Raw genomic sequence first — 12,359 nt, 5'->3', positions numbered from 1 at the left:
GGCCCACCGCGCACATGATTTCCCGGCCGCGTCCGGCTTCCTCCGAGGAGCACGGCCGACACCGGGGCGAGGAGTTGCACCAGAGATGGTGGAGAAGAACGAGAACAGTCCGAAGAGAAGAAGCCGCTTGTTCGCCGGGTTCCGGTCCAAGCAGCACGCGCCGCAGCCCGAGGCTGCAGCTCCTTCTCCGATCCAGCCGACCGAGGAGGCGCCCAGCGCCCCGGTCGCTCACCCGAACGCGCCCCAGGAGGCCCCTGCCGTGACCGACGAGAACGGCTTCGCGCCGTCTGATACCGCCACCCCCGACCACCTGATCGACACCGAGGCGCTCGAGCGCGACGAGGCCGACGCGACCCCCGAGGTGGAGCCGGCGCCGGCCTCCCCGTTCCAGGCGCCGCTCACCACGACCAGCCTGTTCTTCCACGCCCCCGAGATCACGCCGCTGCCGGATCACGACGACCGCGACTTCGACGACGAGGGGGACTCCGAGCAGGATCCCGGCCAGGGCCGCCGCCGCTCGCGGCAGCGCCCGGGTCGCGGCGACGACGCGCCCGAGGTCACCTCGTCGCGCACGCGCAGCCGAGCCGGCCGCGAGCCGCGCGAGCGCCCCGAGCCCGAGCTCATCACCGAGCCGCAGCGCGTCAAGGGCTCGACCCGACTCGAGGCCAAGAAGCAGCGCCGCCGCGACGGCCGCGATGCCGGCCGCCGACGTCCCGTCGTGACCGAGGCCGAGTTCCTCGCCCGCCGCGAGAGCGTCGACCGGAAGATGATCGTCCGCTCGCAGGGCGACAGCATCCAGATCGGCGTGCTCGAAGACGGCATCCTCGCCGAGCACTACGTCGCCAAGTCGCAGAACGTGTCGCTGATCGGCAACGTCTACCTCGGCCGCGTGCAGAACGTCCTCCCCTCGATGGAGGCGGCGTTCGTCGACATCGGGCGCGGCCGCAACGCCGTCCTGTACTCCGGCGAGGTCGACTGGGACAACGTCGAGCACGGCAACCAGCCCCGCCGCATCGAGCTCGCGCTCAAGCCCGGCGACCGCGTGCTGGTCCAGGTCACGAAAGACCCGGTGGGCCACAAGGGCGCCCGCCTCACCAGCCAGATCTCGCTGCCGGGCCGCTTCCTCGTCTACGTGCCGAACGGCTCGATGAACGGGATCTCGCGCAAGCTGCCCGACACCGAGCGGGCCCGCCTCAAGAAGATCCTCAAGGAGGCTCTGCCCGAGAACACCGGCGTCATCGTCCGCACCGCGGCCGAGGGCGCCACGGAGGAGCAGCTGACGCTAGACGTCAAGCGCCTCCTCAACCAGTGGGCCGACATCTCGAAGAAGGTCGAGGCCGGGAACGCGCCCGCCCTGCTGCACTCCGAGCCCGACCTCCTCATCAAGATCGTCCGCGACGTCTTCAACGAGGACTTCCACCAGCTCGTGATCGACGGCGACGAGACCCGCGAGACCGTCGAGCAGTACCTCCAGGCCGTCGCTCCCGACCTCCTCGACCGCGTCAGCGCGTACGAGGGCGACCGCGACTCGTTCGACGAGTTCCGCCTCAACGAGCAGATCGACAAGGCCCTCGACCGCAAGGTCTGGCTCCCCTCGGGCGGCTCGCTCGTCATCGACCGCACCGAGGCCATGACCGTGGTCGACGTCAACACGGGCAAGTTCGTCGGCTCCGGTGGCAACCTCGAGGAGACCGTCACGAAGAACAACCTCGAGGCGGCCGAGGAGCTGGTCCGTCAGCTGCGGCTCCGCGACATCGGCGGCATCATCGTCGTCGACTTCATCGACATGGTGCTCGAGACGAACCGCGACCTCGTGCTCCGACGCCTCGTCGAGTGCCTGAGCCGCGACCGCACGAAGCACCAGGTCGCCGAGGTCACCTCGCTCGGCCTCGTGCAGATGACCCGCAAGAAGCTCGGCCTCGGCCTCATGGAGTCGTTCCAGGAGATCGGCGTCGACCGCCAGCAGGCGCAGGAGCAGCAGCAGCAGAACCGCCAGAAGTCGCAGGAGCGTCGCCGGGCCAAGGCCGCGGGCGGCCAGGGCGGCTCCGGCAGCACCGGCGGAGGCGGCCGCTCGTCGGGTCGCGGCGACGCGGCTCACCCCGCCACCGGCACCATCCACGCGATCACCGACGACGTGAAGAACGCCCTCGCGAAGATCGCCGCCTCGACGGTGCCGCACGCCGACGGCACGCCCCAGAGCGCGTCCGAGACCGCAGCCGCGGTCGAGGCCGCCATCGACGCCGTCGCCGCCGGGGCCACCCCGGTGGAGGCCGGCTCCGCCGAGGCCTCCAAGGCGGAGTCGCAGAGGTCCGATTCCCGGAGCGCCGGTTCCGCCGACGCGGGCGATGCTCCGGCCTCCGGCCGCTCCCGCCGTGGCCGTGGCCGACGCGCCTCGACTCCGGCGACCGCTGCCGAGGCTCCCGAGCAGGCCGACACCGTCACGCTGATCGACATCCCGGTCGCCGCAGCGGCTGCCCCCGCGGCCGCGACCGAGGCCGAAGCGCCCACCGTCACCGAGGCTCCTGCGGCATCCGCTCCCGCATCGGCCCCGGCCAAGCAGTCGCGCCGCTCGCAGGCCACGGTCACGTCGCCTGAGGCCACCGTCGCGATCCTCGACATCCCCGTCGCGAAGGTGGAGCGCGCCCCGCGCCGCATCAGCACGCACGACGCCGAGCAGATCCTCGACTCGGTCCTCGAGGCGCTCCCCGAGCCCAAGCAGCCGGGTCAGGGCCGCAGCCGCTCCAGGCGGGCCTCGGCCGGCATCACGTCGGCTCCGGCCGCGGGCACCGAGACGGACGACACCGACGGCGGCCCGATGATCCTCGGCGTGGGAGTATCGACCGACGACGCCTAGCCCCACCGGCTCCGCGCGGAGACCCGAGGAGCCCCACCCGTGACGAACGCCCGGCCCGGCCAGCACGACTCGCCGACCGCACCGGGCGTTCCTCATGCCCCGAGGGGACCGGAGCGCCGGCCGCGATGGCGGAGCCTGGCCGTGCGGCGTCCCGGGCTCGACACGGTGGTGACGGCGGCCGTCGCCGTCGGGTGCCTGATCGTCGTTCGGTTCGCCGTCGCGTTCGTGCAGCTCCTCGGCAACGCGGTCGCGTACGACCCGTCGTTCTACTCGAACGGCTTCCTGCGGTCGCCGATCGGGCTCTTCCTCGGCTCGCTCGTGCTGTACCCGTTTCCCTTCTACCTGGCCGCGTTCGCGCTCCTGGCGCTGGTGCTCCCGATCCTGCGCGAGGCCTCGCTCCCGACCGTCGTCCGAAGGGCGCTCCTCGCCGGAACTGGCGCGACCGTCGTGCTCATGCTCGTCGGCATCGTGACCGGTGTCAGCCGCAGCGTCTCGTCGGGCGATGCGGTCGACATCGCCCTCTGGGTCGTCTTCATCCCGATCGCGGCCGGCGTGCAGCTCACGGCCGTGCTTGTCGGGGGAGCGGTGGTCGCATGGCTCTGGCTCCTCCGCGTGCCGGTCGAGCCGGGCGAGGGAGCGCAGGATGCCACGGCCGCACCTCGCGAGGACGCCCCGGCTCCGACCCGGGCCCCGGCTCCCTCTGCGACCCCTGTCCCGGCGCCCGATCCTGCCCCGGCTCCCGCCCCGACTGCCGGGGCATCACCGGCTCCGAGGCCCGAGCCGCCGATCTCGATCTACGCGCCGCCCGACGACCGCGACTGAGAGCGCTTCCGCCACTGCGGCACACGGAGGCCGCTCGCCTCGAGTCTCACCGCGAGCTCCTTGCCGCCGACGGGGAACGCCCCCGCCTCGACGAGCTCGTCGTAGCGTGCCGCCGGCACGTCGTAGTGGTCGTGGTCGAAGGCCCGGCGCGGGATGCCGCGGGCCGAGGCGAACTCGTGCAGCTCGTCGTAGGAGGAGTCGCTGACGAGGTGCGACCACACGGTGTCGTGCGCGGGCCAGATCGGCTCATCGATGAGGATGGTCACGCTGGAATCCTACCCGTCGGCGTTTGACGGCCCGGAGGGCGCCCGGTAGTCTGAGGCGTTGGTGCGCGCTCTCTGCGCGCACATTAGACTTCCCCGGGCCTGCCGCTCTGCGTGCAGCTGCCGGGGGGCACCCCACCAGTCAGGCCGATTCCACGAGAAGCAGGCCATCGAAGGAGCAACCCATGGCATTCGCAATCGTGCGCGCCGGTGGCCGTCAGGAGAAGGTCGAGGTGGGCACCATTGTGACCGTCGACCGTCTCAAGGCGTCCGAGTCCGACACCGTCACCTTCGTCCCCGTCCTGCACGTCGACGGCGACACCATCCTCTCCGGCGACCAGCTCTCCAAGGTCGTCGTCGAGGGCGAGGTCCTGAACGACCTCCGCGGCCCGAAGATCGTCATCCAGAACTACAAGAACAAGACCGGCTACAAGCGGCGCATGGGCTTCCGCGCCGACCTGACCCGCGTCAAGATCACCTCCATCACCACCAAGTAACCAGGGGCTGAGAACACATGGCACACAAAAAGGGCGCATCGTCCACTCGCAACGGCCGCGACTCCAACGCTCAGCGCCTGGGCGTGAAGCGCTTCGGCGGCCAGGTCGTCTCCGCGGGCGAGATCCTCGTCCGCCAGCGCGGCACCCACTTCCACCCCGGCGTCAACGTCGGTCGCGGCGGTGACGACACCCTGTTCGCCCTCGCCCCCGGCGCGGTCGAGTTCGGCGCCAAGGGCGGCCGCAAGGTCGTCAACATCGTCGCTGCGTCCGTCTGACGACACAGCACCGCCCTGCAGCAGCCGGACTGCTGCGGGCGCACACTTCCAACGACGGGCGGGCTTCGGCTCGCCCGTCGTGTTTCACCCCTGACAGTCTGAGAAGAACTCCCCATGGCCACATTCGTCGACCACGTGTCGCTCCACCTGAAGGCGGGCAACGGCGGCAACGGCTGCGTGTCGGTCAAGCGGGAGAAGTTCAAGCCGCTCGCCGGCCCTGACGGCGGCAACGGCGGTCACGGCGGCGACATCGTCCTGATCAGCGACACCGGTGTGACGACCCTGCTCGGCTTCCACCGCAACCCGCACCGGTCGAGCCCCAACGGCGGACCCGGCATGGGCGACCACCGCTCCGGCATGAACGGCGAGACCCTCGAGCTGCAGGTGCCCGTCGGGACGGTCGTCTCGGACGACGACGGCACCGTCCTCATCGACATGAACGAGCCCGGCCTCCGCTTCGTGGTCGCCGAGGGCGGGATCGGCGGCCTCGGCAACGCGGCTCTCGCGAGCACCAAGCGCAAGGCCCCCGGCTTCGCACTCCTCGGCACGCCCGGCTGGCAGGGCGACGTGAACCTCGAGCTCAAGGTCGTCGCCGACGTCGCCCTGGTGGGCTTCCCGTCCGCCGGCAAGTCGAGCCTCGTCGCGGCCATCTCGGCCGCGAAGCCGAAGATCGCCGACTACCCCTTCACCACCCTCCACCCGAACCTCGGAGTCGTCGAGTCCGGTTCGACGCGGTTCACCGTCGCCGACGTGCCCGGCCTCATCGAGGGCGCCAGCGAGGGCAAGGGGCTCGGCCTCGAGTTCCTGCGTCACGTGGAGCGCTGCTCGGCCCTGCTGCACGTCCTCGACTGCGCGACCCTCGAGCCTGGGCGCGATCCGCTCACCGACCTCGACGTCATCCAGAACGAGCTCGCCGCCTACCCTGTGCCCGCCGGTCAGCTCCCGCTGCTCGAGCGCCCGCAGCTCGTGGTCCTCAACAAGATCGACGTGCCCGAGGCGCGCGACCTCGCCGACTTCGTGCGTGCCGACCTCGAGGGGCGCGGCTACCGCGTCTTCGAGATCTCGGCGGTGTCGCACGAGGGCCTCCGCGAGCTGTCGTTCGCCCTGGCCGAGGTCGTCGAGGCCGATCGGGCCGCGAAGGCCGCCGAGGAGCTGGTCCGCCCGCGCATCGTCATCCGCCCGAAGGCGGTCAACGAGTCGAAGTTCGAGGTGCTCGTCGAGGGCGGCACCTACGGCAACGTCTACCGGATCCGCGGCGCCAAGCCCGAGCGCTGGGTGCTGCAGACCGACTTCAACAACGAGGAGGCCGTGGGCTACCTGGCCGACCGCCTCAACAAGCTCGGCGTCGAGGACCGCCTCTTCAAGGCCGGAGCGGTCGCCGGCTCGACGGTCGTCATCGGCGGCGCCGGCGGCATCGTCTTCGACTGGGAGCCGACCCTCACCTCGACGGCCGAGCTCATGACGAGCGCCCGCGGCACCGACCCGCGCCTCCACCAGTCGTCCCGCCAGACGCGCAACGAGCGCCGCGAAGACTACTTCGCCCGCATGGACGCCAAGGCCGACGCCCGCGCCGAGCTCATGCGCGAGCGTGCCGCCGGCCTCTGGACCGACGACGAGGGCTTCGAGGTCGACCCGGCCGTCCGCGAGGGCGCCGCAGACGAGGCCCGTCTGGACGCCGACGGGGCCCGTGTCGACGCCGACGAGCGCAAGGGCGACCGCGAGGGCGACGAGCGCGAGTGACCAGCGCCGAGGCCCGCCTGCCCGCCGACGCCGCGCCGCTCGGCCGCGTCCGGTCGCGCTCCGACGTGCCGAGGGCGCGCAGGATCGTCGTCAAGGTCGGCTCCTCGTCGATCTCCGGCGGCAACGCGGGCCAGATCGAGCCGCTCGTGGACGCGCTGGCGGCCGCCTACGGTCGCGGCTCCGAGGTGATCCTGGTGTCGTCCGGCGCAATCGCCACGGGGATGCCCTTCCTCCGGCTCGACTCCCGGCCCACCGACCTCGCCACGCAGCAGGCCGCAGCGGCCGTCGGGCAGAACATCCTCATCTACCGCTACCAGGAGAGCCTCCGCCGCTACGACGTCGTCGCCGGGCAGGTGCTCCTCACCGCGAGCGACATCGACAACCCGACGCACCGGTCGAACGCCCAGCGCGCGATGGAGCGCCTGCTGAAACTGCGCATCCTGCCGATCGTCAACGAGAACGACACCGTCGCCACCCACGAGATCCGCTTCGGCGACAACGACCGCCTCGCAGCGCTCGTGTCGGAGCTCGTCGAGGCCGACCTGCTCGTGCTGCTGTCGGACGTCGACGCCCTCTACACGAGGCCGCCGCACGAAGAGGGCGCGATCAAGATCGCCGAGGTCCCGTTCGGCGACGACCTGGCCGGCGTGACCTTCGGCGACGCAGGATCGGCCGGCGTCGGCACCGGGGGAGCGGGCACGAAGGTCGCCGCGGCCCGGCTCGCCGCGGGTGCGGGGACGCCCGTCCTCGTGACCTCCACGCCTCTCGTCGCCGAGGCCCTCGACGGGGCCGAGATCGGCACCTGGTTCGAGGCGCGACCGTCGCTCGACGGCTGACGCTCCCCGGGCCTCTCCTCCTGTCGTTCCCCGGCCGTTCCGGCCGTCGGAGGCCGCGGTTACACTCGTCGCATGTCGATCACCGAAGCCCGAGGGCTCGAGTCCGAGACCCTCGATCCTGCGCTCGTCGCCACGCTCGAGCGGGCGAAGACCGCCTCGCGGGCGCTCTCGACGGTCACCGCCGACGTCAAGAACCGCGGACTCCTCGCGATCGCCGACGCCGTGCGCTCGAACACGGCGGAGATCATCCGGGCGAACGCCGTCGACCTCGACCGCGGTCGTGAGAACGGCCTCGCCGCGGGGCTCGTCGACCGGCTCCGACTCGACGAGTCGCGCCTCGAGGGGCTCGCCACGGCGACCGAGCTCATCGCCTCCCTGGTCGACCCGGTGGGCGAGGTGCTCCGCGGCAAGGTCCTGCCGAACGGCCTCCAGCTGACCCAGGTGCGCGTGCCGTTCGGCGTCGTCGGCGCCATCTACGAGGCGAGGCCGAACGTCACCGTCGACATCGCGGCATTGGCGCTCAAGAGCGGCAACGCCGTCGTCCTCCGCGGCGGGAGCGCGGCCGAAGACACCAACCGCGTGCTGGTCCGCGTGCTGCAGGAGGCGCTCGAGAGCGTCGGGCTCCCGCGAGACGCCGTGCAGACCATCGACGAGTTCGGCCGTCGTGGCGCCACAGAGCTGATGCGCGCCCGCGGTCTCGTCGACGTGCTCATCCCGAGGGGGAGCGCCCAGCTGATCGACACGGTCGTGCGGGAGTCGAAGGTCCCGGTGATCGAGACCGGCGCCGGGGTCGTCCACGTCTTCGTCGACGAGTCGGCCGACGAGGGCTGGGCCGTCGACATCGTCCACAACGCGAAGGTGCAGCGGCCGAGCGTCTGCAACGCCCTCGAGACGCTGCTGGTCCACCGGTCCGCAGCCGACCGCATCCTGCCGTCGGTCCTCGCCGACCTGCGCGGCGCCGGCGTGACGATCCACGCCGACGAGGCCACCCGCGCCCTGTTCGCCGACGCGGTCCCCGCGACCGACGACGACTGGTCGACCGAGTACATGTCGCTCGACATCTCGGTCCGGATCGTCGACGACCTCGACGCGGCCCTCGACCACATCCGCCGCTACTCCACCCGCCACACCGAGTCGATCATCAGCAACGACGTGCGCTCCACCGAGCGCTTCCTGGCCGAGGTCGACAGCGCCGTCGTGATGGTGAACGCCTCCACGCGCTTCACGGACGGCGGCGAGTTCGGCTTCGGCGCCGAGGTCGGCATCTCGACGCAGAAGCTGCACGCCCGGGGCCCCATGGGCCTGCCGGAGCTCACGAGCACGAAGTGGATCGTCCGGGGTGCCGGTCAGGTGCGCGGGTAGTCAGCCTCGCGAGGCTAGACTCGACGAGTCGCACCGCGCTGAAACGGAGAACCCATGCTGATGGTCACGGCCCTCGCCACCACCCTCACCGCCGCCGAAGAGAGCCTCGCTCCCACCTTCGCGCCGGCGCCCGTCATCGCCCTGATCTCGGCGGCGGTCTTCACGATCCTGGGCTTCGTGGTCTTCAGCTACAAGAACGTCGCGAACCGCAATCTCGACCCCGAGGTCCCGATCCAGCGCGAGCAGCCCATCGACGAGTTCGGTCACGAACTGACCGACTAGTCGACGACGTGGCCGAGTCAGTGACGACAACCGCCTCCCCGAGGCGCCCTCGCATCGGCGTGATGGGCGGCACCTTCGATCCCATCCACCACGGTCACCTCGTGGCGGCGAGCGAGGTCTCGACCCAGTTCGACCTCGACGAGGTCATCTTCGTGCCGACGGGCCAGCCGTACATGAAGAACACGGTCACCTCGGGCGAGCACCGCTATCTGATGACCGTCATCGCGACGGCCTCGAACCCGATGTTCACCGTGAGTCGCGTCGACATCGACCGCGAGGGCGTTACGTACACCATCGACACCCTCCGCGACATCCGGAGCGAACGGCCCGACGCCGACCTCTTCTTCATCACCGGGGCCGACGCGGTCGCGCAGATCCTCGACTGGAAGGACGTCCAGCAGCTGTGGGATCTCGCCCACTTCGTAGCGGTCTCCCGGCCAGGACACGACCTCAGCGTCAGCGGTCTCCCCGAGAGCGAAGTAAGCTTGCTCGAAGTCCCCGCACTGGCGATCTCGTCCACCGACTGTCGCAGTCGCGTCGGCCGCGGATCCCCCGTCTGGTACCTCGTGCCCGACGGAGTGGTCCAGTACATCTCCAAGCACCACCTCTACCGGGGCCCCGCCTCCCGAGACGAGACAGCGCCGGTAGAAGAGCCAGTATCGGTAGACCAACCAGTGTCGGTGGCCGACGAACCAGCGTCGGCAGAACCAGCAGCACCGGTCGGAAGCGACCGCGTATCGGAGATCCAATGAGTTCCAACGGCCAGCCGCCCCTCACCAGACGTCAGGTGCGCGAGCTCGAGCGGGCCCGCGAAGCCGGCGAAGCCGTCACCGGGAGCATCTCGGTGATCTCCGGCAGCCCCGTCCCCTCGGCCATGCCCGTCACGTCGCCGTCGCCCGCACCAGTCTCGAGCGCCCCCGCCTCGGTCCAGGCTCCAGGATCAGCCCACACCCCGACGCGCCGCGAACTCCGCGCCCTCCGCGAGGCCTCGGCGCCGGCGCCCGCCGATCCCGTCCCGCTCCGCGCACCGAAGCCCGAGCACGAGCGCGACCTCTCCGAGGCCCTGAGCCACGTCGCCGACATCGAGAACGGTCGAGCCACGACGCCGGTCCCTCCGCGAGAGGCGCCGCGCACGAGTGCCCCCTCGCCCGCGGCCCCCGCTTCGGACGACGACAGCGATGGTGACGACGTCGAGACGGCCGCGGATGCCGGGCTCCCGATGCCGGTCTCCGCCGGCCGGGACTCCGCTCCGATTGCGGCCGAGGCGCCCTCGGCTGAGGCGCCTTCGAACGACAGTGTGTCCGGCGTCCGGGCCTCTACCGCCGACGACGCGGAACCAGCGCCGGGACCGCGCCGCCACGGTGCCGCGCCGAAGCTCGACGAGGCCGATGCGGGCGTGGCCGAGCGGATCGCGTCGTCGACCCCGGCGCCGTCCTCGACGCCCACCGTCTTCCCCTTCTCGCTCGGGTCGGCTCCGACGCCCGAGGCGGAGCCCGCCGCCGGTAATACGGGCGAGGTGCGGTCGGCTGATCCTGCGCCCGCCACGGCTGCGCCTGCTGCTGCTGCGCCTGCTGCTGCTGCGCCGGCTGCTGCCGCTCCCGCGCCTGCCGCTGCGGCGCCGTCGGCTCCGCGTCAGCCGCAGATCCCGGCGTCCGTGCCGGAGCCGAGCGGCTACGTGCCGCCGACCGGCCACTGGTCGACGCAGGCCGACCTCGACGACGACACGGTCGAGAGTGTCGGAGCCCACTTCGGCTCGATCACCTCGACCGGCCAGCACAACGCGCTCATTATCGGCAACGACCAGCTGCCCGACGTCACCGGGGCCCTGAACGCCACGGGCGAGGTCATCATCACCGGCTCGATCGACCTGCCGCGGAGCCTCGCGGCCACGGGATCGCACCACGCCCAGCGCATCGACGGCTCCGACATCGACCGGATGCTCGAGGAGGGCGACCGCGAGCAGCCCGACTCCGACGCGACCCCGGTGCGGGCGAGCCGGGCCGTGAGCGCCAACACCTCGACGCGCGCGGTGGTCCTGACGGCGGGCAAGCCCAAGACCAATCGCCTGCCGATCATCGCTGGCATCTTTGGCGGCGCGGTCATTCTTGTTATCGTTGGACTCGTCATCGCGGGTTTCGCGACCCACGTCCTGTAGTTCCCAGCTCTTCTCCTCGCTCCCGGCCGCGCCGCGAGCTCATTCGTCTTTCCACAAAAGGAATCCGTGACAGCCACTCCCCGTGCCATCGAGCTGCTTCAGCTCGCCGCCCGCGCCGCCGACTCGAAGCAGGCCGAAGACTTGGTCGCCCTCGACGTCTCCGAGCCCCTCGCCCTCACCGACATCTTCCTGCTGGCCTCCGGCCGCAACGAGCGGAACGTGATCGCCATCGCCGGCGAGATCGAAGACAAGATGATAGAGGCGGGCGTCAAGCCGCTCCGTCGCGAGGGCCGCTCCGAGGGCCGCTGGGTGCTCCTCGACTTCGGCGACATCGTCGTGCACGTGTTCCACGACGAAGACCGCCAGTTCTACTCGCTCGAGCGCCTCTGGAGCGACTGCCCCGCCATCGCCCTCGAGCTCGAGACGACGTCGCAGGAGGCGTGATCCTGCGCGCGCAGCTCTCCGTGCCCGCCTGCCGCGCTGCGTGTTCTTGACGCGTCGATTTCTGTAGTACGATTTACAGGTTGCTCCGCGAGGAACAACATCGAATCAGGAGAAATCCTGTTCGGGTCGATTCACTTCGAGTCGATCCAATCTGGGTCTGTGGCGCAGCTGGTAGCGCACCTGCATGGCATGCAGGGGGTCAGGGGTTCGAGTCCCCTCAGATCCACCCGAGTACGACAAGAATCACCCGAGTACGACACGATGGCTCCTTCCACGGAAGGGGCCATTTCGTCTTCTCAGGGTCAGGTTTGTCGGAGCCAGTCCGCTACGGTCGTCGGGTGGAGAGACGACTGCGGCGCACCGAGTGGGTCGCCGTCGGGGTGGCGGTGGTGCTGATCCTGCTGGTCACGCTCTGGCCCTCGCGCGTCGACGCGCCTATCGACGGAACACTCCAGCACACGCTCCTCCGCTGGCACGGCCTCGGGCTCCCGGCCTTCGTCGACTACGACTTCGTGCAGACCGCGGCGAACGTGCTGCTCTTCGCGCCGCTCGGCGCCCTCCTGGCGTCGGTGTTCGTGCGTCCGCTCTGGTGGGTCTCCGGCGTCCTCGGGCTGACCCTCTCCCTCTCGGTCGAGTTCGCGCAGTACACGCTGCTGCCTGCCCGGCTCGCCTCGGCCGGAGACCTTGCGTCGAACACGGCCGGGGCGCTCCTCGGCGGGGCGCTCGTGGCGCTCGCGCGGGCGCGAGGCCACGGTGGGACGCCTAATGCAGGAGAAACGTCGGCGGAGGCGCCCCGATCGGCATGAAACGGAGCGCGAGGCGAGGATTT

At 70.9% G+C, this 12,359-nt stretch carries 13 protein-coding genes and 1 tRNA gene; 13 read left to right on the top strand and 1 reads right to left on the bottom strand.

Features of this window, described 5'->3' with window-relative positions; all coding sequences use genetic code 11:
- The first annotated feature begins 85 nt into the window (after positions 1-85).
- Positions 86-2,854 carry an Rne/Rng family ribonuclease gene (locus tag ABD733_RS12095; protein ID WP_344796535.1) on the top strand — a complete coding sequence of 923 codons (2,769 nt, stop codon included), beginning with the start codon at positions 86-88 and terminating at the stop codon, positions 2,852-2,854.
- Between the two features lie 141 nt (positions 2,855-2,995).
- Positions 2,996-3,676: a hypothetical protein gene (locus tag ABD733_RS12090; protein WP_344796533.1), complete on the top strand. Its 681-nt coding sequence runs from the start codon at positions 2,996-2,998 to the stop codon at positions 3,674-3,676.
- On the opposite strand, the gene ABD733_RS12085 is transcribed toward ABD733_RS12090, so the two are convergent.
- Positions 3,649-3,942 (bottom strand): DUF4031 domain-containing protein, encoded by a 294-nt coding sequence (locus ABD733_RS12085; RefSeq protein WP_344796531.1) that lies wholly within the window; start codon positions 3,940-3,942, stop codon positions 3,649-3,651. The two genes, ABD733_RS12090 and ABD733_RS12085, sit on opposite strands and share 28 nt — an antisense overlap.
- 182 nt (positions 3,943-4,124) lie before the next feature.
- Here ABD733_RS12085 and rplU point away from each other — a divergent pair, with 182 nt between their 5' ends.
- From rplU to ABD733_RS12030, 11 genes are all read left to right on the top strand, one after another.
- Entirely contained in the window at positions 4,125-4,436 is a 312-nt protein-coding gene (gene rplU, locus ABD733_RS12080) for a 50S ribosomal protein L21 (protein ID WP_344796529.1), read from the top strand.
- 17 nt (positions 4,437-4,453) lie between these two features.
- On the top strand, positions 4,454-4,711 hold the full coding sequence (rpmA, locus tag ABD733_RS12075) for a 50S ribosomal protein L27 (RefSeq protein ID WP_344793570.1): 258 nt from the start codon (positions 4,454-4,456) through the stop codon (positions 4,709-4,711).
- Between the two features lie 114 nt (positions 4,712-4,825).
- The gene (gene obgE / locus ABD733_RS12070) at positions 4,826-6,451 is read left to right on the top strand and encodes a GTPase ObgE (RefSeq protein WP_344796527.1); all 1,626 of its coding nucleotides are present in this window, start codon (positions 4,826-4,828) and stop codon (positions 6,449-6,451) included.
- Between the two features lie 65 nt (positions 6,452-6,516).
- Positions 6,517-7,287 carry a glutamate 5-kinase gene (gene proB / locus ABD733_RS12065; RefSeq protein WP_425552921.1) on the top strand — a complete coding sequence of 257 codons (771 nt, stop codon included), beginning with the start codon at positions 6,517-6,519 and terminating at the stop codon, positions 7,285-7,287.
- Positions 7,288-7,359: 72 nt separating this feature from the next.
- Positions 7,360-8,649: a glutamate-5-semialdehyde dehydrogenase gene (locus ABD733_RS12060; protein ID WP_344796525.1), complete on the top strand. Its 1,290-nt coding sequence runs from the start codon at positions 7,360-7,362 to the stop codon at positions 8,647-8,649.
- A 54-nt stretch (positions 8,650-8,703) separates the two neighbouring features.
- Positions 8,704-8,931, top strand: coding sequence for a hypothetical protein (locus ABD733_RS12055; RefSeq protein WP_344796523.1), 228 nt, complete (start codon positions 8,704-8,706; stop codon positions 8,929-8,931).
- Between the two features lie 62 nt (positions 8,932-8,993).
- Complete coding sequence (gene nadD, locus ABD733_RS12050) at positions 8,994-9,683, top strand: nicotinate-nucleotide adenylyltransferase (RefSeq protein WP_425552920.1); 690 nt, start codon at positions 8,994-8,996, stop codon at positions 9,681-9,683.
- A complete protein-coding gene (locus ABD733_RS12045; protein WP_344796519.1) occupies positions 9,680-11,086 on the top strand; it encodes a hypothetical protein in 1,407 nt (468 codons plus the stop codon). Before nadD ends, ABD733_RS12045 begins: the two co-directional genes overlap by 4 nt.
- A gap of 66 nt (positions 11,087-11,152) precedes the next feature.
- Positions 11,153-11,530 (top strand): ribosome silencing factor, encoded by a 378-nt coding sequence (gene rsfS / locus ABD733_RS12040; protein ID WP_344796517.1) that lies wholly within the window; start codon positions 11,153-11,155, stop codon positions 11,528-11,530.
- A 153-nt stretch (positions 11,531-11,683) separates the two neighbouring features.
- Positions 11,684-11,756, top strand: a tRNA-Ala gene (locus ABD733_RS12035).
- Positions 11,757-11,868: 112 nt separating this feature from the next.
- Positions 11,869-12,336 carry a VanZ family protein gene (locus tag ABD733_RS12030; RefSeq protein ID WP_344796515.1) on the top strand — a complete coding sequence of 156 codons (468 nt, stop codon included), beginning with the start codon at positions 11,869-11,871 and terminating at the stop codon, positions 12,334-12,336.
- Positions 12,337-12,359 lie beyond the last annotated feature (23 nt).

The organism is Frondihabitans peucedani (assembly GCF_039537585.1).
GTDB lineage: Bacteria > Actinomycetota > Actinomycetes > Actinomycetales > Microbacteriaceae > Frondihabitans > Frondihabitans peucedani.
Note: the sequence above shows the minus strand (reverse complement) of the source record. Positions and strands in the feature narration are given on the sequence as shown.

Excerpts from the sequence above, each read along its gene's own strand:
- ABD733_RS12045 (WP_344796519.1), top strand. The coding sequence starts at position 9,680 with ATGAGTTCCAACGGCCAGCCGCCCCTCACCAGACGTCAGGTGCGCGAG.
- rplU (WP_344796529.1), top strand. The coding sequence starts at position 4,125 with ATGGCATTCGCAATCGTGCGCGCCGGTGGCCGTCAGGAGAAGGTCGAG.
- ABD733_RS12055 (WP_344796523.1), top strand. The coding sequence starts at position 8,704 with ATGCTGATGGTCACGGCCCTCGCCACCACCCTCACCGCCGCCGAAGAG.
- nadD (WP_425552920.1), top strand. The coding sequence starts at position 8,994 with ATGGGCGGCACCTTCGATCCCATCCACCACGGTCACCTCGTGGCGGCG.
- ABD733_RS12060 (WP_344796525.1), top strand. The coding sequence starts at position 7,360 with ATGTCGATCACCGAAGCCCGAGGGCTCGAGTCCGAGACCCTCGATCCT.
- ABD733_RS12095 (WP_344796535.1), top strand. The coding sequence starts at position 86 with ATGGTGGAGAAGAACGAGAACAGTCCGAAGAGAAGAAGCCGCTTGTTC.
- obgE (WP_344796527.1), top strand. The coding sequence starts at position 4,826 with ATGGCCACATTCGTCGACCACGTGTCGCTCCACCTGAAGGCGGGCAAC.
- rpmA (WP_344793570.1), top strand. The coding sequence starts at position 4,454 with ATGGCACACAAAAAGGGCGCATCGTCCACTCGCAACGGCCGCGACTCC.